20 protein-coding genes, 1 tRNA gene and 1 pseudogene are annotated in these 24,321 nt (G+C 42.8%); 1 reads left to right on the plus strand and 21 read right to left on the minus strand.

Going from position 1 to position 24,321, the window contains the following annotated elements; all coding sequences use genetic code 11:
* The 19 genes and pseudogenes from HMPREF9421_RS00295 to HMPREF9421_RS00385 all read right to left on the minus strand — a co-directional run bounded on the left by HMPREF9421_RS00295 (position 1) and on the right by HMPREF9421_RS00385 (position 16,881).
* A complete protein-coding gene (locus HMPREF9421_RS00295) occupies positions 1-930 on the minus strand; it encodes a tagatose-6-phosphate kinase (protein ID WP_006595005.1) in 930 nt (309 codons plus the stop codon).
* 11 nt (positions 931-941) lie between these two features.
* Positions 942-1,457, minus strand: coding sequence for a galactose-6-phosphate isomerase subunit LacB (gene lacB, locus HMPREF9421_RS00300; RefSeq protein ID WP_006595006.1), 516 nt, complete (start codon positions 1,455-1,457; stop codon positions 942-944).
* Between the two features lie 16 nt (positions 1,458-1,473).
* A complete protein-coding gene (gene lacA, locus HMPREF9421_RS00305; protein ID WP_006595007.1) occupies positions 1,474-1,899 on the minus strand; it encodes a galactose-6-phosphate isomerase subunit LacA in 426 nt (141 codons plus the stop codon).
* 220 nt (positions 1,900-2,119) lie between these two features.
* Positions 2,120-2,875: a DeoR/GlpR family DNA-binding transcription regulator gene (locus HMPREF9421_RS00310; protein WP_006595008.1), complete on the minus strand. Its 756-nt coding sequence runs from the start codon at positions 2,873-2,875 to the stop codon at positions 2,120-2,122.
* A 155-nt stretch (positions 2,876-3,030) separates the two neighbouring features.
* The gene (locus HMPREF9421_RS00315; RefSeq protein ID WP_006595009.1) at positions 3,031-3,912 is read right to left on the minus strand and encodes a class II fructose-bisphosphate aldolase; all 882 of its coding nucleotides are present in this window, start codon (positions 3,910-3,912) and stop codon (positions 3,031-3,033) included.
* Positions 3,913-4,089: 177 nt separating this feature from the next.
* Positions 4,090-4,175, minus strand: a tRNA-Leu gene (locus HMPREF9421_RS00320).
* A gap of 164 nt (positions 4,176-4,339) precedes the next feature.
* Positions 4,340-5,035 carry a B3/B4 domain-containing protein gene (locus HMPREF9421_RS00325; protein ID WP_006595010.1) on the minus strand — a complete coding sequence of 232 codons (696 nt, stop codon included), beginning with the start codon at positions 5,033-5,035 and terminating at the stop codon, positions 4,340-4,342.
* Positions 5,036-5,144: 109 nt separating this feature from the next.
* Positions 5,145-5,723: a DNA-directed RNA polymerase subunit delta gene (gene rpoE, locus HMPREF9421_RS00330; protein ID WP_006595011.1), complete on the minus strand. Its 579-nt coding sequence runs from the start codon at positions 5,721-5,723 to the stop codon at positions 5,145-5,147.
* Between the two features lie 217 nt (positions 5,724-5,940).
* Positions 5,941-7,224 (minus strand): trigger factor, encoded by a 1,284-nt coding sequence (tig, locus tag HMPREF9421_RS00335; protein ID WP_006595012.1) that lies wholly within the window; start codon positions 7,222-7,224, stop codon positions 5,941-5,943.
* 218 nt (positions 7,225-7,442) lie between these two features.
* Positions 7,443-8,006 (minus strand): TIGR01440 family protein, encoded by a 564-nt coding sequence (locus tag HMPREF9421_RS00340; protein ID WP_006595013.1) that lies wholly within the window; start codon positions 8,004-8,006, stop codon positions 7,443-7,445.
* Between the two features lie 3 nt (positions 8,007-8,009).
* Positions 8,010-8,480, minus strand: coding sequence for an ECF transporter S component (locus HMPREF9421_RS00345; protein WP_006595014.1), 471 nt, complete (start codon positions 8,478-8,480; stop codon positions 8,010-8,012).
* Entirely contained in the window at positions 8,470-9,231 is a 762-nt protein-coding gene (locus tag HMPREF9421_RS00350) for a bifunctional hydroxymethylpyrimidine kinase/phosphomethylpyrimidine kinase (RefSeq protein WP_006595015.1), read from the minus strand. Before HMPREF9421_RS00350 ends, HMPREF9421_RS00345 begins: the two co-directional genes overlap by 11 nt.
* Positions 9,224-9,970 carry a tRNA pseudouridine(38-40) synthase TruA gene (gene truA / locus HMPREF9421_RS00355; RefSeq protein WP_006595016.1) on the minus strand — a complete coding sequence of 249 codons (747 nt, stop codon included), beginning with the start codon at positions 9,968-9,970 and terminating at the stop codon, positions 9,224-9,226. The genes HMPREF9421_RS00350 and truA overlap by 8 nt, the downstream gene beginning before the upstream one ends.
* A 145-nt stretch (positions 9,971-10,115) precedes the next feature.
* On the minus strand, positions 10,116-13,676 hold the full coding sequence (locus tag HMPREF9421_RS00360; RefSeq protein WP_006596963.1) for a family 20 glycosylhydrolase: 3,561 nt from the start codon (positions 13,674-13,676) through the stop codon (positions 10,116-10,118).
* Between the two features lie 531 nt (positions 13,677-14,207).
* Positions 14,208-15,449: an aminopeptidase gene (locus tag HMPREF9421_RS00365; RefSeq protein WP_006595019.1), complete on the minus strand. Its 1,242-nt coding sequence runs from the start codon at positions 15,447-15,449 to the stop codon at positions 14,208-14,210.
* Between the two features lie 18 nt (positions 15,450-15,467).
* The gene (locus HMPREF9421_RS10890) at positions 15,468-15,617 is read right to left on the minus strand and encodes a hypothetical protein (RefSeq protein WP_006595020.1); all 150 of its coding nucleotides are present in this window, start codon (positions 15,615-15,617) and stop codon (positions 15,468-15,470) included.
* Positions 15,614-16,309 carry a hypothetical protein gene (locus tag HMPREF9421_RS00375; RefSeq protein ID WP_006595021.1) on the minus strand — a complete coding sequence of 232 codons (696 nt, stop codon included), beginning with the start codon at positions 16,307-16,309 and terminating at the stop codon, positions 15,614-15,616. The genes HMPREF9421_RS10890 and HMPREF9421_RS00375 overlap by 4 nt, the downstream gene beginning before the upstream one ends.
* Before the next feature lie 37 nt (positions 16,310-16,346).
* Positions 16,347-16,625: pseudogene (locus tag HMPREF9421_RS00380) on the minus strand (type II toxin-antitoxin system RelE/ParE family toxin).
* Complete coding sequence (locus HMPREF9421_RS00385; RefSeq protein ID WP_006595023.1) at positions 16,618-16,881, minus strand: type II toxin-antitoxin system RelB/DinJ family antitoxin; 264 nt, start codon at positions 16,879-16,881, stop codon at positions 16,618-16,620. Before HMPREF9421_RS00385 ends, HMPREF9421_RS00380 begins: the two are co-directional and overlap by 8 nt.
* A gap of 191 nt (positions 16,882-17,072) precedes the next feature.
* Between HMPREF9421_RS00385 and HMPREF9421_RS00390 the strand changes: the two genes are divergently transcribed.
* Positions 17,073-18,656, plus strand: a complete 1,584-nt coding sequence (locus HMPREF9421_RS00390) for an ATP-binding cassette domain-containing protein (RefSeq protein ID WP_006595024.1) — start codon at positions 17,073-17,075, stop codon at positions 18,654-18,656.
* Positions 18,657-18,665: 9 nt separating this feature from the next.
* Here HMPREF9421_RS00390 and HMPREF9421_RS00395 read toward each other — a convergent pair whose 3' ends face one another.
* Positions 18,666-19,529 carry a helix-turn-helix domain-containing protein gene (locus tag HMPREF9421_RS00395; protein ID WP_006596968.1) on the minus strand — a complete coding sequence of 288 codons (864 nt, stop codon included), beginning with the start codon at positions 19,527-19,529 and terminating at the stop codon, positions 18,666-18,668.
* 289 nt (positions 19,530-19,818) lie between these two features.
* Complete coding sequence (locus HMPREF9421_RS00400; protein ID WP_006595026.1) at positions 19,819-24,210, minus strand: PolC-type DNA polymerase III; 4,392 nt, start codon at positions 24,208-24,210, stop codon at positions 19,819-19,821.
* Positions 24,211-24,321 lie beyond the last annotated feature (111 nt).

The raw sequence follows: 24,321 nt of genomic DNA on the forward strand, positions 1-24,321 counted from the left end.
TTATACCTCTTTTACATTTATCTGTTGATACAAATCATCATAGCGATGAATATTGATATGGCCTGTCGTTGCTTCTTGAGCATTCAACATGCCAAGGACATTGGCTTTGGTTAAAAGTGCTTGGTCGTCTTCCTGATGATAGAGAGCTGAGGCAATCCCAGCAACTGTCGAATCACCAGATCCCACTGGATTAACCACTTCAATTTTTGGAATATCCACTTTATAGAAGACATCACCATGTTTAGCAAAGGCACCGTCAGCCCCTAGGGAGACGATGACCCAGTCAATCCCTTTAAACAAGTCAGATTGAAGGACCTCTTTTAATTGATCTAAATCCGTAGTCACTTCGTAGCCTAACAGTTGAGACAACTCTTCATTATTGGGTTTAATCACTGTTGGTTGAACGGGAGCTACTAGTGCTTTTTCTAGGGAAGCGCCTGAGCAGTCCAGAACGACTGGTTTTCCTGCCTTCTTAGCGCGCTCGACCAATTGAGAATAATAATCAAGTGGCAAGCCAGCTGGTAAACTACCTGAGATAGCAACGACTGCTACATCTGGAAGCAAGGCTTCATAGTGATCAAGAAAGGCTTGTCCTTCTTCTTCAGAAACAGACGGACCTTTTTCCAGGATTTCAGTTTGTTGTCCTTCGTGGAGGATCGCAATACAATTCCGGGTCTCCCCTTGAATTTTAAAGAATTCTTTGCCGATTTCCTGATCTAGATGGTCCAAGATAAATTGGCCTGTTGAACCACCAATCAGACCAGTTGCCGAGACAGGATCTCCAATCTCTGCAAGGACCCGTGTGACATTGAGACCCTTCCCTCCTGCGGTTTTGCTTACCTTGTCAACTCGATTGACCGTATCCAAGTGTAAGGATTCTAATGGATAGGAAATGTCGATTGAAGGGTTCATGGTTACCGTTAAAATCATAGACTCACCTCTTAGTCGTGGTATTCCCCACGATCCCATTTTTCAAGGAATTCTGTGAAGAAATCCTCATCTTCTTGATGGTCGTTGTGGGTTTCCAAATGTTGAATCTTGGCAATCAATTTCTTGTTTTCTTCACTTGGTTTGTATTCCGCATGGATGAAGGCTTCCAAAATGTCACACATCAGAAGTTCTCCTGTGATCTTCCCACCAAAACCAATCACGTTGGCATTGAGTTCTTCTTTCGCATAAAGAGCAGAGGTCATATCGCGGACCAAGGCTGAACGGATTCCAGGAACCTTGTTAACCGCGTTGTTAATTCCAACGCCAGTTCCACAGATACATACGCCAAGGTCTGCTTGACCACTCACTACTGCTTCCCCAACCTTCTTCCCAAAAATTGGATAGTGGGTCCGCGCATGGTCATAGGTTCCGAAGTCAAGGACTTCATAGCCTTTTGATTTCAAAAACTCAGAAACAGCCATTTTTTCATTTGTGACAATATGGTCACATCCAATTGCAATTTTCATTCGTTTACTCCTCCCTTTAGCACATCTTGTTGAGCATATCGACACGGATTTGGTGACGACCACCATCGTACTTACCGTTTACAAAACCTTTAGCGATATTTTTTGCCAATTGGTCACCCACGATTTGAGCACCCATGGTGATCATGCGAGAATTGTTGTGGCCACGAGTCATGTAAGCGGAACGCTCATCTGAAACTTCTGCGGCAACCATTCCTTTAATTTTAGTTGCGACCATAAATGGACCAGCTCCGTAAGCGTCAATAACAATACCCAGATTATCTTCTGCCTGTTTGACTTCTTTGGCAACAGCTAAAGTCACATCAACAAAGTCTTGCCCTTCTTCTGTCACGTCCACGACTTGGAAACCTTCTGCTTCCAAATATTCTTTGACTACTTCTTTTAAGCGAATACCTGCTGCATCCGCACCAACTACAATTGCCATATACTTCTCCTTTTTGCATTTCTGTCAACAAAGAAAGCTCTCCTCTTTCTTCATTCGACTTCGTTTTGTTATTCACAAACACAGTATAGCGCTAATTTTGTTTGTTGTCAACTATTTTTTGTTTATTTTTTCTTTTTTCTTCATTTTTTACTATTTTCAGCCCTAAATTGTTTGTAATAAACAAAAAAGAGAGAATCGCTCTCTCTTTTCAGTTTATTATTTATACAATCACACGTGTATATTCCTCTAATTCTTCATGTGCTTTTTCAGATGCATCGTCCGTTATCACCGCAGTTACTTTTTTCAAGGAACAGATAGAGGTAAAGTCTTCCTTGCCAATCTTGGAGGAATCAATCAGTAGGTAGGCTTCGGAAGAACGTTCTAAGGCTAACTTTTGCGTATAGGCTTCTTCAAAAGAAGAGGTCAGAACGCGCCCATCCACAATGCCATTCCCACTAAAAAACATCTTGTGGAAGTACATTCTTTCCATGAGAGTGTTCGTTATCTCGCCGACAAAAGCTTGACTGGTTTCTCGTAGCTCCCCTCCCAAGAGGATTACCTTAAAGGTATCACTTTTCTTCTTTAACAACTCTTGGAAAATCGGCAGACAGTTGGTCACCACACGCAATTCCTTATTATTAATGGCTTCGGAAAGAACCTCAACAGAGGTCCCCGGCCCAAGGAAGATACTCTCACCTTCTTTTATCAGTTCGCTAGCTTTCTTCGCTACCTCACGCTTAGCCAGAATATTCTTGAGTAACTTCTCTTCATGGGGAAGCTCTCGTGAAGGAAGGAATTGGTTACTTTTGGCTCCATTTCGAACACGAATAAGGAGCCCTTGCTTTTCCAATTCAATCAAATCCCGACGGACCGTCATATCCGACACCTGCATACTTTCCATGATGTCTTGAACATAAACGGTTCCAGCCTTATTGACCAGATTGATAATCTCATTCAGTCTTTCCTGTTTTTTCATTTCCTACCTACTTGCATCGTTTTTGTTTATTATAACCTTAAACTGTCAGAATCGCAATCATTTTTTGTTTGAAACAAACATTTTTCAGAAAAAGAGAAATCAAAAAAGGCTTATCCTTACGGATAAACCTCTGGTTAATAACGTTTCAAGCAAGATTAAGCTTTGTTTTCGCTACCAAATACGTCGATACGTTCTTCAACTGAAGCTGTGATTGCTTCGAATCCTGGTTTCAAGAATTTACGTGGGTCGAAGAGTTTCTTCTTGTCGTATTCTGCTTCGTTTGCATCGTATTCACGTACGAATTGACGAGTTGCGTTAGCGAATGCGATTTGGCACTCAGTGTTAACGTTAACTTTCGCAACACCAAGTTTGATAGCTTCTTGGATTTGCTCATCAGGGATACCTGAACCACCGTGCAATACGATTGGGAATCCTGGAAGAGCTTCTGTCAATTTCTTCAAGTGGTCAAGGTCAAGACCTTCCCAGTTTGCTGGGTATGGACCGTGGATATTACCAATACCTGCTGCCAAGAAGTCGATTCCTGTAGCAACCATTGCTTTAGCATCTTCGATTGGTGCCAATTCACCTTTACCAACGATACCGTCTTCTTCACCACCGATTGTACCAACTTCAGCTTCAACTGAGATACCTTTAGCGTGAGCTTTTTCTACAACTTCTTTCGCCAATTTAAGGTTTTCTTCAACTGGAAGGTGTGATCCGTCGAACATGATTGAAGTGTAACCAACTTCGATACACTCAAGAGCATCTTCATAGTGACCATGGTCCAAGTGGATTGCAACTGGTACAGTGATACCCATTGCTTCAACAAGGTTAGCGATCATGTTGCGAGCTACTTTGTAACCACCCATGTATTTAGCAGCACCCATAGAAGTTTGGATCAAAACTGGAGCTTTTTTAGCTTCTGCTGCACGCAAGATAGCTTGAGTCCACTCAAGGTTGTTTGTGTTAAATCCACCAACTGCGTAACCATTGTCACGAGCTGCTTGGACAAATTTTTCTGCTGAAACGATTGCCATTAGTTGTAGGCCTCCTCTTATTTTTTGTGGTTAAACCACTTACATTGTTTATTTTATCACTTTTTCATTGAAAATGCTAGCTTTTCCTGAACCTTTAAAGCGTTTTCTTCTCTTTCAAGCATTCTTTCTGCTAAATGAACAAGAAAAAAGACAGCCGAAGCTGTCTTGGTTATCTGATGCGGAGAGAGGGACTTGAACCCTCACGACCTAAAGCGGTCACAGGATCCTTAGTCCTGCGCGTCTGCCAATTCCGCCATCCCCGCGATTGAGTACCTTACTAGTATATCAATCTTCTACTTTCTTGTCAAGATTTTTTTCAAACTTTTTTCAAAGTTTGCAGATTTTCCCAAATCAGGAAAAGCCTTAGCAGCTTCACTTGTTTCTCCTGTTCAAATGAGGACACATCCCTATCACAGGAGGACTTCCTTTAAGGGACTGGAATTGTCTCACTGGGGGTAACCAGATATTTTTCAAATTCTAAATCAGGCATGCAAGAGGCCAAATCTTCCCTGATTCGATCGAGTGCTTCCAAGCGCATCTCTACAGAGGTCGCTCGATTCCCCTGGATGATAAAGAGGGCATTGCGGGTAGTTTCCTCCATCTTATAGCGCTCACCATCTCTCACATCTAGCCAGGCCATAATACCCTCTTGATCTCGGTAGACCGGATCGGTTTCACTAACATGCTTTTCTGTTGATAAGATAGGCAAAAAGGTATCCTCTCTTTGACTAATCGTAAACTCGATTGGTTCCTGTATCTTATCCAAATCATGCCCTCCGATGGCTAGAAAGGAACGAAGACATTCAACATTATAGATATCAATCACACTATTGATCGTCGGAAGGAAGCCACGGCTTTGGATATTCTTAATCAAAGCAAGAATAGTCGGCGGGTTCTTCTTAACACTACGTCCCACTTCCTTCAACAAGTCAATGTAGCCTTGTACAACTGCCTCCTCTTTCACCGAGCTGAGATCACAATTTAAGGCCCAAGCTTCCATCTCCTTCTTTTTAGATAAAAAATCTGCAGATAAGGGAGCTTGCGGATCCACCTGTTTGGCCACTCCGATTACAACTGTCTCAATCCCCAAATCCACCAAACTTTGATTCAGTATCCAGTCCATATCCCCTTCCTCCTTCTACGCTACATCAGTCTTACACCCTTATTATACTCCTCCTTGAAGCGTCTTTCAAGCAAAGAAAAAACAAGGAAAAAATTCCTTGTCTTTTGGGTTATTCTTCTTCTTCGTAAGAATCTTCTTCGTCTTCTTCGTCACTTAACTCAACTTCCTCATCCAACTCATCTGGTGAGATTTCATTAATTTCAGCGTCATAAGCTTCCACTTCATCCTTCTCATCTTCTGGGTTTTCATCATCGTAAGTAAGCGCTGGATCTGCTTCATAGACATCTTCGTCTTCTGGATCATCCGCATTATAATCGATCGCGTCTTCGTCTCCGTCCATAAAGGCATTGACACGTTTTTTCTTACGTTTTTTAGGTTCTTCGTCCTCATCTGTTTCTTCAAGAGCGATGATTTCTTCATCTACCTCATCAATCGCATACCATGAGCGAAGTCCCCATTTGTTATCCCCTAGTGGGATAAAGCTTCCATCCACATTCAATTCCGTATAGAATAATGGAAGAGCTTCACGAATTTCACTGTTTGATTTTTCGAGGTAGTTTTGAATTTCATTGACCAGGTCATTGAAATACATTTCATGATCACGGCCACGTGACTCCAAAATCGCACGGGCTACTTCAATCATTGAAAGTTCACTTTTTTCTTGTCCAGCAAATACTTCTAATTCCAAGGTAGATCTCCTTCATTTTTATCTCAAGGCAACACTCTTTTTCATTAAAAAAGAGGATACCCCTAGAATACATCATTTATCGTTACACTCTATTGTACGATAATTTTCCCCTTTCGTCAAAGGAAAATTCCGCGCCAATAAGAAGAGAAAAGCCGGGACACATGGCCTCAGCTTTTCCTCTTATGACTTCTTTCCATCATGATGGAAGATCATCTTTTTATTTTACTTTCGCAGTGCTTGTGATCACTTCAACAGCTTTCTTCACAGCGATATCGTGTTTCAACATTTCTGGTGAAAGCAAGCTACGAACTTGTTCAACTGGCATGTTGTAGTCTGCTGCCAATTGTTCGATTTCAGCAGTTACTTCTTCGTCGGTTGCTTCGAAGCCTTCTGCTTTAGCAACTGCTTCTACGACAAGGTTTGTCTTAGTACGTGCTGCTGCATCTGCTTCATATTGTTTGTGAAGATCTTCTTGAGTTGTTCCAGTGATTTGGAAGTACATGTCTGGAGAGATTCCTTGACGTTGCATGTTTCCAAGGAATTCATTTACAGCACGGTGTACTTCTTCATGGATCATTTCTTCTGGAAGGTCAATGATTTCTGCGTTTTCTACTGCAAGGTCAATTGCTGCTGACTCAACTGCATCTTTGTAAGCTTCTTCTTTCGCTTCAGCCAACTCTTTGCGGTATTTTTCTTTCAGTTCAGCAAGAGTTTCAACTTCTTCGTCGATGTCTTTTGCCAATTCATCGTCAAGAGCTGGTACTTCTTTTGCTTTTACTTCGTGGATCGTTGTCACGAATTTTGCTTCTTTACCTGCAAGGTCAGTTGCTTGGTAGTTTTCTGGGAAAGTTACGATGACATCAACTGTTTCACCAGCTGAGTGTCCAACCAATTGGTCTTCGAAACCTGGGATGAATTGACCTGAACCAAGTCCAAGTGAGAAGTTATCTCCTTTTCCTCCGTCAAACTCAACACCGTCAACAGAACCTACAAAGTCGATCACCACTGTATCACCTTCAGCTGCTGGTCCTTCTTTGATTACCAATTCAGCCAAGTTGTTGCGTTCGCGTTCGATACGTGCATCTACATCTTCATCTGTTACTTCTTTAGAAACTTCTACAGATACTTCAAGGTCTTTGTAAGCACCCAATTTTACTTCTGGTTTTGTAACAACATTTGCTGTCAATGTCCAATCTTGACCTTTTTCCATTGATACAACGTCAAAAGTTGGTTGAGCAACCACTTCAAGACCTGCTTCTTTTACTGCTGCTTCATAAGCTGCTGGAAGAAGATCGTTCAAAGCATCTTGATAAAGTGATTCTTCACCAAAACGTTGGTTGAAGATCGGACGTGGAAGGTGACCTTTACGGAATCCTGGTACGTTCAAGTTTTTCTTAACAGACTCAAACACGCGGTCTAAAGCTGGTTTAATTTGGTCTTGACTGATGGTAAAAGTCAATACTCCGCGGTTTGTTTCTTTGTTTTCAAATGATACAGACATTCTGTCTCTCCTTAAAATAATATAGTCATTCCTAATAATTTTACCATAAAACTTCGAAAATGCAAGTTTTTGGGCATCTTGGTTTTGTGGAAACTGCTTCTTTTTAGAGGAATTTTATAGTGGTTTCTGAAGACAAAAAGATTTAAAATTTCTTTCCTATCTCAAAAATTGTCCCGGAATAAAAAAACTAGTCCGTACCTGAACTAGTTTCCTTCCTATTAGGACTTCCGAAGCGGATCTTCCTGGTAAGTAGCACGCGCCCCACCGATCAACTTTGGACGACTGGCTAGAGCCGTCACATGAGCGCCACCCAGTTCTTTCAAGACAGGGCGAACGGGTACTTGCACATGCTTGACATGCATCCCAATCGAAGTATCCCCAATGTCCAAACCAGCCTGAGCTGTGATGTATTCCACTTCAACAGGGTCTTTCATATAACCGAAGGCTGCCAACTGTCCGGCACCCCCTGCATGGAGGCTCGGTAGTACATTGACGATTTCTAAGTCTTTCTTTTCTGCTAGTTCACGTTCGACCACCAAAGCTCGGTTAAGATGCTCACATCCTTGGACAGCTAAGTAAATCCCTTTGGGAGTCAGGGTATCCAAGATGGTTTTCACAATGGCTTGTCCAATCTCTAGGCTTGAGTTCTTCCCGATACTTGCACCAGCGACTTCACTGGTGGACAGGCCTAATACGAGGATTTGTCCCTGATGCAGATTGGCCTTGGATAAAAGATCCAGCAAAATCTCCTGGGTTTCTCTTTTTAATTGCTCTAACTCCATCTTCTAATTTCCCTTCTTTGGTAAGAAATGATACAGAGCATATCCCAGAGCCATCCCAACGAAGTTTTGAACCAGATTATGAGGAACCTCTTCAATGGCCGCTACCCAGGTATTTCCTAAAAAGAGTGCTGATGCTAGGGCATAACCACCGACCATGATAACCGTTCCTAGAAGCAGACCGATGTAACGGACTTTTCCTTTAAAGCCAGCAAAGTAGCCTTGAGCTCCGTGGAACAAGAGACTAAAGAACATCCATTGAGGATAGCCAGAGAGGAGGTCCAAGAGAAAGGCACCAAGACCACCGACCACTGCTCCTTCTTTGCGCCCCAAATAAAAGGCAGTGAAATAGACGCCTAGATCCAGCAAGGTCACCATCCCGGTAGGAGTTGGCAACTTGGTGTAATAGCCTAGTACAACTGTTAAGGCGGTTAAAATGGCTAAATGCGCGATTACTTGGGTCCGTTTATTGGTCATATTGAACTACTCCATATTGATCTGATTTTTGAATGGCTTGGTAGACAAAGTCTTTAGAAGCTTTGACAGCTTCTAAGGTTGCCTTCCCTTGGACTAACTGGCTTGCTATGCTAGAGGCAAAGGTACAACCAGCTCCTGTATTATTCTTTTCTAAAACCTCTTCTTCGAAGATGGTAAAGTCTTGGCCGTCATAAAAGACATCGATGGCTTTTTCCTTGTTAAGGCGGTTGCCCCCTTTGACCACGACAGTCGCTGCTCCCAATTCATGGAGCTTACGAGCAGCCTCTTTCATATCATCGAGCGATTGAATCTTACTTTGAGTCAAGATCTCAGCTTCTGGTAAGTTTGGCGTGATGATGGTCACATAAGGGAAGAACTTGATCAATTCGTCTCGAAGGGCTGACACTTCCACGTCATGGGTTTCCTTGCAGACCAAGACAGGGTCTAGTACCACAGGAATCTCCTCATGGTCTTTGACATAGTCCAAGGCTAAGTCTGCCACTTGGACATTTGGCAAGAGGCCGAGTTTAATAGCAGAGAAAGGAACATCCTTGAGAGAGCTGAGCTGTTGAGCAAAGGTCGTCGGATCCACTGGAATCACTTCAAAACCGTGCTCCGTCATAGCGGTCAAACAAGTCACTGCTACAAAGCCATGCTGTTTGTTGGTTGTATAGGTGGCCAGGTCAGCGTGAAGACCTCCCCCACTAAAAATATCATTTCCTGAAATAGCTAGAATCAATTCATTACTCATAACGGATCTCCTTTAAATATAAGCCATTTGGCGCTGCTGTAGGACCTGCTAGATTGCGGTCCTTCTTTTCTAAAATCAAGTCTATTTGATCCACCGGCATTCGTCCATTGCCAATCTTCAGCAAGGTCCCCACCATATTGCGGATCTGCTTGTAGAGGAAGCCATTGCCCGAAAAGGTAAAGACCAGGCGATGATGTTCTGCATCCTCGACCAAACGAGCCTCTGTAATCGTACGAACCTTGTCTTCCACACTGGTTCCTGAAGCCGTAAAACCGGTGAAATCATGGGTTCCCTCCAACTTTTGGATGGCTGCTTGCATCTTGGCCACATCCAAGGGATAGGGATAGTGGGTGGCATAGTGACGCATCATGGGATTCTTGGGACGACCATAATCCACGATGAATTCATAGGTTTTGCTGTGCTTCTGGTAGCGCGAGTGAAAGTCATCGGGAACTTGCTCCACCCGGATAAAGTCAATATCCTCTGGGGTTTGGGTATCGAGGGCGAAGCGGAGCTTCTCCTCGTCCCGTGGCTGGGGGAGATCAAAATGGATGACCTGCCCAAGGGCATGGACACCTGCATCCGTCCGGCCTGCTCCATGGATGGTCACAGGATTTCCTTGATTGAGACGCATCAAGGTCTTCTCGATTTCTTCTTGCACACTACGGGCATGCGGTTGGCGTTGGAAACCCGCAAATAGAGTTCCATCGTAAGAAATAGTTGCTTTGTATCGTGTCATGTTTTTATTTTATCAAGTTCATCCAAGCTGAACAAGGCGGAAAAGAGAGAACTGTCCGGGTACAGTTTCTGAGGCAAAAAAAGAACCAAGTCTTTCCTTTTCCATGTCTGGAAAATAGAAAAACTTAGTTCAATCGGGGGGCTGATTAGTCTTCTTTACGTCCTTTGAGACTCATGCCTGTCGCTCCTAAGATCGCTCCAAGCAAGGCCAAACCTAGGACAGATTCTTGTCCAGTCTGAGGAAGCTGATGACTAGACGGTGTTTGGTCTTGCACCGGTGCTGGCTGAGCTTCTTCTACTGTTTTTTGTTCTGAAGCGACTGGAGCTGGCTGAGCGTTCACAAGTGGCTTCACTTCAGGAGTTACTGGTCTTACTTGATGATGACCTCCTTGATCAACTTGAGGTAAGTCTGGTTGAGGACTTGGACCATCCTGTAAACCTGGAGTCGGAGTGATCACTTCTGCCTCCTTGGTTCCCACTTCCACAATCTCAGCAACAGCTTCTTTCGAAACTTCAGTTCCTACTACTTGGTGGCTCTCATCAAGGGCAGAAACCGCAACAAATTCACGCTGCTGGCCTTTGACACCTGCTTGAACCACTTTTCGTTCACCCTTGGCTAGTTCTGGATTGGTCCGTTCAACAACTTCAAAATCCAGTTCTTTTTCGACGACTTCCAAGCTTGGTTTGTCTGCTACCAAGGCTCTGACATCATCTTCTGCTTGGCTTCCCACTTGGGTGATTGGTTTCAATTGACTGAGAGCTTGAGTTACCTGTTCAACCTGCTCTGCCACTTTTTCTTGGTGAGCACGACTGATCTTCCAATTTAGCTGGTCTAGCACCGTTGCAAGAGCTGAACGAGATTCCTCAGTGTAGATGGAAAGATCGGTTGGAACATTGGCAAGAGCCGCACGAAGGGCTGTATAGTCAGCTTTGAAGTAGTCCTTATTGTGGTTGGCAAATGCTTCCATGACCTGGAAGACTTCTTCTTCCTTGTATTCATTGGCTGGTTCATCTCCCCAGATTCCCAACATACTTCCGGACACTGGTAATTTCACATCAGGGTATTTGGTTGAAGCTAATTGTTCAAATGGAACAGTTTCTGAATGTTGGATAGCTTTATCGAGTGGATAGCTTTGATCTCCTCTATGGCCCAAAACATAGTACCAGTCCCCGTTTGTATTGAGGAATTTGTAGCCCTTGTCTGCTAGGTACTGTGGTGATGCGAGGTTATAGCCCCACCATCCTTTAGACCAGTAAGAAATCAAGACATCCTTGTCAAAGGAAACATCATCTTCGTCTCCATAGTAGAAGCCATCGTTAAAGGCCATTGGCTGCAAGCCTTTTTCACGAGCCATAGCAGCGAGACTATTAGAATAGTCCGCAAACTTACCATAGAGCTCATACCATTTGAGGTAGTACCAGCCTTGGGCATTAGTAGCATCATTGGCGTATTCGTCTGTTCCGTAGTTAAAGATCTTAGACTTGCCTTTGAAATAGTCCATGTACTTGCCAATGAGGGCCTTGGTGAAATTAACCGCTTCTTCGTTGGTCAGATCCATGGTTGTCTTAGAAACCGTATCAAAGGTCGCTTGTGGATGTTCGATACCTAGTTTTTCCATCGCTACCAAGATAGCATCCATATGACCTGGACTATTGACTGCTGGGATCAAGCCAATTCCTTTAGAAGTCGCATAAGCTAACAATTCGTCCATTTCTGCTTGGGTCAAGGCTTGACCATTTGGATCGTCATAGTAGGCCTTGGTTCCTTCGAGAAGGGCCTGTTTCACGTCATCGCTGGCATAAGTCTTGCCATTAGCTTCCACCGTCATATCATCGAGGACGAAGCGCATGCCATCGTTTCCGACAAGGAGGTGCAAGTCAGAGTAGCCTAGCTCACTGGCCTTGTCCACGATTCGTTTCAGCTGATCCAATGAGAAGTATTTGCGTCCTGCGTCAATGGAAATCACCTTGCTCTTAGCTAGTTTTTCAGCAGCTTCCTTGTCTGCCAACTCTTTGGCATAGCTTTCTGTATAGACTAAGGACTCTTGAGCGGCTTTGAGAGAAGCAATCAGTTCCTTAGCTTCTGCTCGAGTCGTCTCTGCTCCTACTCCTTCCAGCGCCTTTTTTGCTGCTGTAAAGGCTACTAGGGATTCCGGTGTGTAGTGGTCCAAATCAGTTGGAGCTTCCGCCAGAGCTTTTTCGACGACTTCAGGATCTGCTACAAAGTAGTCCGCATTCTTATCCGCAAAAGCGTGCATGAGCTTGAAGAGTAGCTCTTTTTTGTAGGTTGCAGATGGCGTATCTGCCCAGGCAGCTACCATCCCACCAATGAAGGGAACCTTAGCCCCATCATTTTTTTGAACAACATCAATCGCTGACTTGGAAATCCCTTCAAGTCCTTGATCGAGATTGTACCAGCCAGATCCAGCCTTATCCCGGCCGAGGACATAATACCAAGCATCATTGGTATTAAGAATTTGATGGCCTAGTTCAGATAGGAATTTTGACGAAGCCACATCATAGCCGTTCCAACCACCTGTCCAATAGGATACAATGATATCCTTATCAAAGGTTCCGTAGGAGGTATCGCCATTGTAGTAGATACCGTCGTTGAAGGCCATTGGTTTCATCTTGTGTTTTTTCACAATAGCCGCTAGATCATTGGCATATTGGATGAATTTTTCGTAGCCTTTATCTGGATAGCCTTCATCCGGCCAATGCTTGCTAGCTTGAAGGACCTGCCAACCATGGGCATCTGTTGCATCATTGGCATATTCGTCCAAGCCGATGTTAAAGATTTCTGTCTTGCCACTGAAATAAGCCGCATACTTGTCCACCAAGGCTTTGGTGAAATCTAGAGCTTTTTGGTTGTCTAAATCGACAGTCCGTTCTGACTTTTTCGTACCAAAGTAATTAAAGTGAGGGTTTTCAATCCCCAATTGCTCCATAGCTGTCAGAATTGCATCCATGTGCCCTGGGCTATTAATCGTTGGAATGACGCCTATATTCTTGGATTTGGCATAAGCCAAAATCTCATCCATTTGAGCCTGAGTCAAGGCTGTTCCATTTGGATCGTCATAGTAGGCTTTGGTTCCTTTTTCTACAGCTTCTTTGACCGCTTGACTTGAGTAGGACGCATCTCCTACTTGCAAGGACATGTCATCAAGGACAAAGCGCAAGCCGTCATTTCCCACTAAGAGATGCAAATCGGTATAACCCGTCTTGCTGGCTTCATCAATGATTTCCTTGATTTGATCCGGTGAGAAGTACTTGCGACCGGCATCAATAGAGATGACCTTTTTCTTGGCCAATTTTTCTTCTTGCTCTGGATCTTTAGCGGGTGTTTCAGTCGCTGCTGTCACCGGTTGAGCTGTCCCATCAGCTTCTGTAACAGAGATCGCTTCTTCACGAATCAAGCGATCAAGATCGGATGCGCGCAATTCTCGATCAGGTAGGGTTGGTTGGCTTTGATCGACGATTGGAGCAGGAACAATTGGTTTTTCTACTACCGGCTGAGCAGTTTCCTCGGTAGCAGACTGAGGAAAGTCTCCTTCACTTGGCTGTGTCGGAAGAGTCGTTGCAGGGCTTTCTGTAACGCTTGGCGTATCTGCTGCTACGACTTGACCGCTGGCAAAAAAGCCAACCAGTACCGAAGCAACTCCTACAGCATACTTGCGAATAGCATAACGTGGTTGATGTGATTTCATCATGACCTCCTAAAATTTGTTGTGTGTAAACGCTTACTTCCAGTCTATCTAGAAAGCAGGCCCTCGTCAAGGCTTCTTTGAAAGGTTCTTTAATTAAGAGAAGAAGCTATAAAATTTTATCCCTATATTTCATTAAAACTAGCGGACAAAAAAAGAGCTTGGCTCTTAAAACCAAACTCTTTATTGATGTATTCTAAAAACAAAGGCTCTGAGTAGCTGATTTCTATCTCTTGGCGCAGTAGTTGATTGCTCAAAACACTATTTTGAGCTGGCAGATAGGGATTGCGTAGCAAGGCCCTTCCTCATAAACTGTGCGGGGGGACTAAAAAGGTCCTGTGGACCTTTTTTGCCTGAGCCTTAAAACCGAAAAGCGAAGTAGAAATCAAACTCTTCGAGTTACTGATTTCTGTCTCTTGGCGCAGTGGTTGATTGGAACTACTCCTACCTGCGGTACTCGTACTTCCTAATCAACTGTGCGGGGGCAGGACTACGAAATCAAACTCTTCGAGTTACTGATTTCTGTCCTGCTCCCTATATTGCCCAATCTCCGTTGCGGAAGACTGGGACGCGTGTTCCATCCTCACGGATACCGTCGATATCCATTTGGCTTGAGCCAATCATGAAGTCGACGTGGACGTCTGAGCGGTTGAGGCCGGCTGCTTCGAGTTCTTCTTCTGTGAATTCTGCGCCACCTTCTACACTGGTTGCATAGGCTGCCCCGATGGCCAAGTGGTTAGAAGCATTTTCATCAAAGAGTGTGTTGAAGAAGGTGATGCCTGACTGTGAAATTGGGCTTGGGTCTGGTACGAGGGCACATTCACCCAAGGCACGTGCTCCCTTGTTTTTGAAGACCAAATCTTTCATGACTTGATCGCCCTTTTCAGCTGTAATATCCACAATTTCTCCATTTTCAAAGGTCACTTTGATGCCTTCGATGATGTTCCCATTGTAGCTAAGCGGTTTTGTGGAAGTTACATAACCTTCTGCACGACGGAAGTCAGGAGCTGTGAAGACCTCTTCTGTCGGCATGTTTGGCAAGAAACCTTCGCCTTGAGCATTGATAGCCCCGGCAGATTCCCAGACGTGGTTTTTTGGCAAACCAAGGGTCAAATCGGTTCCTGGTGCTGTGTAATGAAGGGCTGAGAATTGTTCTTTATTAAGCATCTCCGCCTTGCTCTTCAAGATAGCTGCATGTTCTTCCCAAGCCTTAACTGGATCTTCTTCGTACACCCGGCAGGTCTTGAAGATTTGATCCCACAGGAGATCCACTGCTTCTTCGTCACTCGCCGCATTTGGGAAGACCTTTTTCGCCCACTCTAAACCTGCTGCTGCAGCAACGGTCCAGCTAACCTTGTTGGATTGAGTGGCAATGCGCATTGGTTTCATGGCCATTCCCAAAGCATTGGCAGAAGCAGAAAGTTTCTCTGCATCGACGCCGTTCAAGGCACCTGGATCAGAAGAACGGACACCAAGACGACTGGCCTTGTGTTCCAAGAGGTAATTCATCTCTGCAATCTTGTAGTCAGGTACATTGTCCAAGCGATCCATCGGTGCATGGAGGAATTTTTCCCGGGTAGTAAAATCATCTGCCCATTGGACAATGACTTCGTGGGCCCCCAAGGCATAAGCTTCCTTCACGATTAGGTGGGCCAATTCTCTTTGTTCCACATCGATGTTCAAAGCCAAGGTATGGCCAGGTTGCACGTTGATGCCGTTCGCCACCAACAATTTTGCGTATTTTTCTAAGTTTTCTTTAAAATTTGGTAAAACCATGTTCAATCCTTTTCTATATTAATCCTTTAAGAGTGACAAGAGGTTTGCTACCACGACAGTGGAGCAGACCAGGCCAGTTACTTTTAAAATGGTATCAGTATTTAGCTCTAATTGATAGCTAAATGTTTTTTGAGCAGGTTTGTCTTCTGCAAAAATTTTTACTCTCATCGTTCTATTCCTTTCTTAGCATCCTCTTCAGCTAGATAAAGGCGTCTTGCCTCTGGGCTGTTGGTAAGAATATCGAGATAGGTTTCATAATCATCAAGCAAGGGTTTTCCTAAAGAAATATCTTGCTCTGGATTCACATTTTTCCCATGGAGAAAGCAGAGATAGAGACGTTCATTGAGTGTCGGAAAGACTTCAAGTGACATGAGCTCAGCCTGACCAACCCGCTCCCAATCTTGCTCTTGGATATTTGGTAGGATATAGGCTTGGAAGAGTCCCATTAGAGGATTATCCTCTGGTTGGCCACTATCCTTATCCGCCTGAACCAAGGAAAGCCGATGACCAAAACCAGCTACTTGGCGCTCCCGTCCCTTCACCGAAACCGTAATCGGATGCCCTCCCATATGGCTATAAATCCATTCTTTAGGCAGCCGATAATCTAAGAGAGGGTCAAGATCTTTGACAATCGTTACAGGACTATAGCGTAGAAACTGACGAGTGACTGCTTTACAAAAGAGAATATTCTCCTCTTTCAAAGTCACTCCCTTCCAACTATTATCCTCATTAAAATGGTTAAAAAATACCAGATAGGGCTCTCGCACCATTTGTGCTAAGACATAGACGCCATTCCGTAGGCGAATGGAAATGACTTTCCCTGACTTCCAAGGTGTTGCTCTTTTTTTCTTTTCTATCATTAGCCAACCTCAAACCGAGCGAGGATCGTTGAATCCATCAAAACAAATCACTATGACTTCCTGTCCTCAGCAAGTTTAAAATCAATTCATCCTTGTCCACTTTTTACACCAAAAGCCAATCCGGCTGAATATGACACTCACGAACACCTTGAAAATGCTTGGAGTTGGTCAGTTGATGGTCACGATATCTGACAGGAAGTTCTTTTTCTTGAATCAGAAAATGCAAGACTTCTTCAAACAAATCTGCTTTCAATCCACGCTTCATTGCCAACTTAAAATCTTTTTTAAACTGTTTATGATAGCGAATCTTAAGCACGCAAGTCCTCCATCAAGTCTGAGACAGATTCAAAAGACCGACTCATATTCCGATTTTGATCTACATCCATTACTACTTGAAGCAATTTCCGATTATCGTCTATTCTAACATCAAAAGGTAAGCCCTGATATTGAATAGCCTGACGGAGAAAAATATTGATGGCTGTTGTCATATCCATTCCTAAATGATTAAAAACCTGTTGAGCCTGTTCCTTAACCTCACTATCCAAACGAATACTCATACTCGTCTTAGACATATTCTCACCTTCTTTCTATCTATTATAGTAACAAAAAAGAAGGCTGTTGTAAATTCATTGGATATACAACAGATGTCTATAAGCCAAAATATAGTAAAGAAATAAAATTAATGTCCCAAATATGGGAGATCTCAGCCTGAGTTTTAGTTTTAGAATATAATGTTGCTATCATAGATTAAGAGGTGAAAAATATGAACCAGATTACGAAACAATATAAATTACTATATTTCTTGCTCATTTTATTAAGTCTGACAAGTGCTCTTTTAATGACATTCTTCTCTCTGCAATTAGGAAGAATACTTGATAGTATATCTAATTCAAATAGCGGATTACTCTTTCATATCACTATTTCTGTAGGTTCGATTTTACTGTGGTTCTTGATTTCTTGTTCCTATTCCTATCTTAAAAACCAATATGTAAAAAAAGTTATTTTGGATCTAAAAAGGCGTCTCTTATTACATTATTTATCGCGTGAATTTAACCAAATTGACAACCGTAACCATTCAGATTTCTTAAATAATATCACCAAAAACAGTGACCTTATTCAAGAAAATTTATTAATCCCTAAAATCTCTCTAATTGCAAATTTAGGGAGCCTTATCATGAGTGTGGTTGCTATTATTTATATAGAATGGCGATTAGCATTAGTCTTTCTTTTATTGTCGAGTATAACGATTTTTCTATCACAAATTCCTGGAAAGTTAATGACTAAATCAACTAATAATTATTCTCTACAAAATAATCACTATTTGTCAAAAATGACAAACTTTATTAATGGTTTTGAACAAATTAAGTTATTAAATATTCAAAGCTGGACCCAAGAAAAAATTCAGGGAATCAGTTTAGAATTTGAAGAGTCCAGAAAAACATATCAATTTTTAAAAGACTTAGCTTCAACTACTGGAATTTTACTAAGTTTTGGCTCTCAACTATCCTGTATGGTCGCTGGTATCTTTTTTGTAAGAAATAACTTACTGACTATTGGATTACTAGTAACAAGTATTCAATTATTAAACGGTGTTTTTGCTCCATTACAATCTATTCTTTACAATAAAAATTTAATCAGCAGTAGCAAGTCCATTATTGATAATATCCAAGAAAATCTATATGAGACAAATCATGGAACTTTCCATAAAACAAGTACAATTGATTGTGATAACATTTCGACCATTTCTATTAGCCAATTACATTATGAAATTGAAAATAAAATATTATTTGACCATTTTTCCTATGAATTTAAAAAAGGCAAGCGCTATGCAATTATCGGTGCTTCAGGAGCTGGGAAAACAACTTTAGTAAAATTAATACTAAATTATTATTCCAAAAATATTTATGATGGGGAAATACAAATCAACGGAAAACAGAATATTGATATTCCCTCAGAGGAGTTATATAAAGATATTGCATTTGTGCAAAAAAATGATTTTCTAATTGAAGGAAATGTCCTAGATAATATCAAACTGTCCAGAAACCTTTATTTAACTGAAAAATTAAGAAAAGCCTTAGGATTTAACGAACACTTCCTTAATAAGAGTCTATCTCAATCAGGCAAAAGCATTTCAGAAGGAGAAAAGCAACGAATTGATTTAGCTAGGTTTTTAGTCAAACCATATTCTGTATATATATTTGACGAACCTACAAGCAATCTTGATCCAATAAAAGCTAAAGCAATGATGGACTACATTCTATCCATTAAAGATGCAATTGTTATTGTCATTACTCATGATCAAAGTCCAAAAATATTGGAAGAGTTTGATCACGTTATTACCTTATAGATAAATGGCCTAGTCTATTAAATGAATGATGTGTTTCTCAAAGTATTCTTTGTAATTTTTGTAGATTGTTTTATTGAAGAGTTCGAAAATTTTTAAAGCTTCTTCGATTTTTAAAAGTGATTTTTGATTATGATAGAATTTCAGTTCCAAATATCCATCTAAATATAGCAAAATAGTTTGTTCAAAAAAATCTGTGGAATCCGCTAATATATTCTTCGTAGCCTGTTTTAAAAATAAAGATTCCTCATATAAGTCGTTCTCAATCATTATAATCAAAGAATTGAGAAGTAGTTGAATGAGAGATTGTCTATTTCTAGGTATAGAACTATACAATTTCCCTTTTTTGAGCGCCTCTTTGGCATATCTAAATAATAAATCTGGAGATAGAACACGACAGCAATTTCCAAGGATGAGCGTTTCGTAATAACCCCAGTTTTCAACAGAAAATAAATAGTTTGTAAGATAAGAGGCGTCTTGACGACTCAATTGATGATTCTTATCCATTCCCGAAACAATACTTTCGATGAAAATAGCATTTAATTTATGGTAATGAGAATTTGTCTCATGAAAAAGTTCTATTTCTTTCTCTACCATATCTAGTAATGCTTGAGCATCTTCATTATATGCAGCCTGTTTAACAGAAACTATTAAGGTATTAAAATCCGAAGGCTGATAATGATTACAGATAAGCAGAAATTCTTCTAGTGTTACTCCTATTCTTTCAAGAAGATACAATAACTTAAAGACAGAAATCTCTGTTTCTCCTAATTCAAATCTAGATATTTGAGATTTTGAAATTTCAGCACCTGCTAATGAAGAAATAGAAATCCCCTTTTCTTCTCTTATTTTCCTATAAGTTTCACCTAAAATCATACTTATCTCCATTCCATATCGAAAAGTTATTAAGGTATAGCAAACACTACTTCCGTTAAGCTTACTCTTGTTTAAGAGTATCATTATTAGTAATTTATAGCAATCATTTTTGATAATTTCAATATATAACTTCCTAAAGTTTTAGTCTTTGGATAAAAACTTACTTATACTCTATCATATCTAAAAACCAGTAGAAATGAAAATCATAAAAAATCATCTCTACTGGTTTTACTGTTAAGTCTTAATTAGATGAAACTTAGTCGGCTTATTTGAACAAGTTGACTTTAAATTAGAACAAATCATCAAAGAGGCTCAACTGGTTATCCTCTGGCATATTGCCAAGAATTCCCATCTCGTCCATCTTTTCTACCAAGGTTGAGGAGACACCGCCACGTTTGCGCAACTCCGTTTTAGAGAGGAATTCTCCTTCTTTTCGAGCTCGCACAATCTGCTTGGCGACGTTTTCTCCCAATCCATCCATGGCGACAAATGGTGGGATAAGGGTATCTCCATCGATGATGAATTCCGTCGCATCACTGCGATAGAGGTCTAGCTTACCAAACTTGAAGCCACGCTCCCACATCTCATTGACAATTTCAAGGGTTGTGTAGAGGTCAATCTCCACATTGGAAGCTTCGTTGTTCTTGCGTTTTTCAGCAATCTCCTTCATCCGCGCTTTCACAGCTTCTAGGCCTGCACCCATAGTCTTGATATCAAAGGCCTTAGCCCGAATGGAGAAGTAAGCACAATAATAATAGAGAGGGTGATGCACTTTGAAGTAAGCCACCCGCAAGGCCATCATAACGTAGGCTGCCGCATGGGCTTTAGGGAACATGTACTTGATTTTTCCACAAGACTCGATGTACCATTCTGGAACATTGTTAGCCTTCATGGCCTCGATATAGCCATTGCGCTCTTCTTCAGGAATCTTGAGCCACATGCCTTTCCGCACCCGCTCCATGATGGTAAAGGCCATTTTTGGATCTAGGCCAGCGTGCATGAGGTAAACCATGATGTCGTCCCGACATCCGATAACGGTCGATAGGTCGGCAATTCCCGCCTTGATCAAGTCTTGGGCATTTCCCAACCATACATCGGTACCGTGAGACAGCCCTGACAGCTGAAGCAACTCGGCAAAGGTGGTTGGATGGGTCTCATCTACCATTCCCCGAACAAAGTTGGTCCCAAACTCTGGGATACCCAGCATACCGGTTGAGGTACCGATTTGCTCCGGTGTGACTCCTAGGATATCGGTTCCTGAGAAGAGGGCCATGACACCAGGATCATCCATAGGAATATCGTTTGGATCAATGCCTGATAAGTCCTGAAGTTTGCGAATCATGGTCGGATCATCGTGTCCCAGGACATCGAGCTTGAGGACGTTCTCATCGATATCGTGGAAGTTAAAGTGAGTGGTTTGCCATTCGGCTGTCACATCATCTGCTGGATACTGAACAGGGGTGAAGTCATAGACATCCATGTAGTTAGGAATAACAACGATTCCCCCTGGGTGCTGACCGGTCGTCCGTTTGACCCCAGCGGCACCTTGGGCCAGACGTTCTACCTCGGCATCTCGGTAGTACTTGCCAAAATCACGCTCATAGCCCTTGACAAACCCATAGGCCGTCTTGGCCGCAACCGTACCTACTGTTCCTGCCCGGAAGGCGTATTCTTCTCCAAAGATATCCCGGACATCCAAGTGGGCACTCGGCTGGTCTTCCCCTGAGAAGTTCAAATCGATATCGGGTACCTTGTCCCCATCAAAACCAAGGAAGGTCTCGAACGGAATATCTTGGCCGTTTTTGCTAAGCTGGTGTCCACAGTTTGGACAGTCCTTATTGGGCATATCAAAGCCTGAACCATAAGAACCATCCGTGATAAACTCACTGTACTGGCACTGGCCACAGACATAGTGAGGCGAGAGCGGATTGACCTCGGTAATCCCAATCATGGTAGCTACGAAACTGGATCCGACGGATCCCCGTGAACCCACCAAGTAACCCCGTTCATTGGAGCGATGCACCAAGAGCTGGGAAGCCAGATAGATCACGGCGAAGCCATTCCCCAGGATAGAGGTCAATTCTTTTTCAATCCGCAAATCAACAATATCAGGTAGCGGATTGCCATAGATTTCAAAAGCCTTCTGATAGGTCAATTCGGCAACTGTTTCTTCGGCCTTGTCAATAAATGGGGTATACAAGTCTCCTTTAACCACTTCAACGGGTTCAAAGATTTCTGCCAGAGCATTGGTATTTTCAATGACCAATTTTCGTGCTAAATCTTCCCCTAGAAAGGCAAATTCATCCAGCATTTCATTGGTTGTGCGGAAATGGGCTTTTGGCAGGGGTGCTGGTTGAGCGTTTTCTCCATGGCCGATAGTCCGGTTGATGATAGCCCCTTGCCCGAGACTGCGGACAATGATCTCCCGATAGATCTCTTCCTCAGGCTCAAGGTAGTGGACATTTCCTGTCGCTAGGACTGGCTTGCCAAGGCGATCTCCCACCTCAATCAAACTCTTGATGATGGTCTGGAGCTCATCCATATCCTTAACCTGCTCTTTGGCAATGAGGGGCGCATAAATGGCTGGAGGCATCACCTCAATAAAGTCATAATACTTGGCTACTTCTACTGCGGCGTCAACTCCTTGAGAGACGACCGCATCAAAGACCTCTCCTTCAGAACAAGCCGATCCCAGGATCAACCCTTCCCGATGGGCATCTAAAACTGTCCGGGGAATCCGAGGAACGCCCTCAAAATATTGAGTATTGGAAAGAGAGACCAATTTGAACATATTTTTCAAGCCGTTTTGGTTCTTGACATAGATGGTTGCGTGTTTGACCCGTGCCTTTTTGTAGGAATCCGGACTAATTAGATCCAAATTCAGCTTAGCTAAATTAGTCACGCCATGTTTTTCGGCTACATCCTTGATAAAGATGAAGAGCAAGCGGCCCGTCGCTTCCGCATCATAGTTGGCCATGTGGTGGTGTTCCAAGGCAACCCCAAACCGCTTGGTCAAGGGCCCCAAACCATGACGCTTGTACTCTGGATAGAGGTTCCGAGCAAACTCTAGTGTATCAATTACTGGCTGAGTGATTTTGGGAAGGCCATGACGCTCATAGTTGGCATTCATGAAGCCCACGTCAAAAGTGGCATTATGGGCAACCAAAACCGCATCCTGACAGAATTCCTGGAACTCCTCCAAGACCTGTTTCAAAGGTTTGGCATTGCGAACATGATCATCGGTAATACCTGTCAGGTCCGTTGTAAAGGCGGAAATGGGATGCCCTGGATTGATGAACTCATCGAATTCGGCAATAATATTGCCCTTGTGCATTTTAGAAGCGGCAACCTGAATCAGGTCATTGTAAATCGCTGAGAGTCCTGTCGTTTCCACGTCAAAAACCACATAGGTTGCTTCATGAAGGTCTAAATCAACTTCATTGTAAGTAATCGGCACGCGGTCTTCGACAATATTGGCTTCCATCCCATAGATAAGTTGGATACCAGCCTTTTTAGCTGCCTTATAACCATGAGGGAAGGACTGCACATTGCCGTGATCGGTAATGGCAAGAGCCTTGTGGCCCCATTTGGCTGCTTTTGCGACTAACTCCTCTACCTCAGGTAGGGCATCCATGGTCGACATATTGGTATGGGCATGGAACTCGACCCGACGCTCACCTTCTGGCATCAGATCCTTGCGCTCATAGTGGACCACTTCTTGAACATCCTGGACATTCATGGTCAAATCTCGTGTAAAGTTATTGACCTCGATATTCCCACGGACCCGTAACCAAGAGTTTTTCTTGATCATGTCAAACTTCTGAGCTTCTTCTTCGTTTTTAGCCCATTTTTGAAGCGAAAAACTGGAAGTATAGTCGGTCATCTTGAAATTGATCAAGACCCGACCTGTCCGAGTCACCTTTTGCTCAACATCAAAAACCACTCCTTCAAAGACAATGCGGTTCTCTTCTGTCGTGATATCGATCATAGGAGTGACCTCTGCCTTATCCAGCTTGGGCTTAGCCACAGCCTTTTTGGCCTTGAAATCAAAGGCTGGTTTTTCTTCTGCTGGTGGTGGGGCCATTTGAGACAAGGACTCCATGGCCCGCAGAGTTTCTTCGTGAGCTGCTTGGAAGATTTGATCCTTCTCAGCCTCGAAGGCTTGCTGGAGTTCTTCTGTCAACTGGTCATCCGCCTCGACCCGACACTGGAAATGGGGAAAGCCAAACTTGGTCAATTGACTAGCAAGATTAGGCAGATGGTTTTTCCGGTGGTGCTCCGTATCCACAGATGAGGGGCCACTAATAATCAGCTCTTCTCCTTGAGAGCGAACTTGCAGGTGTTGATACATGCTCTTAAAGCCCTGACTCGCACAGGGACCATCTTCAAAAGCCTCCTGATAATAGGCTTGCAAGAGCTCCTCACTAAAAGTTGGATTCTTTACCTGAATCTCAAACACCGCTCGATTTCCTGTCTTTGAAAACTCCTCAGCCAAGCGGTTTTTGAGCTCCTGAAAAATCGTGATGGGAAGAATTTCGGCAAAAACAAAACGAAATTCCCAAACACGACTGAGCTTATGGACGATGACCTCTTGGATCTCAGCCCCTTCAAAAGCGTCTGATTCACGCATTTCCAAAGGCATTCCCAACTGATTCATTAAGATTTCAAACTTGTTTGACATGATATTTCCTCGTACAGTAGTGACCCTATTTTACCATAAATCGGCCTGTTTTTCGACAGAAAAAAATAGGGCCAGGTGCGAGCTCCTACACAATTAGCGAGTCATTTTTCA

Origin of the sequence: Streptococcus australis ATCC 700641, assembly GCF_000186465.1 — a bacterium.
In the GTDB taxonomy this organism is placed as follows: Bacteria; Bacillota; Bacilli; order Lactobacillales; family Streptococcaceae; genus Streptococcus; species Streptococcus australis.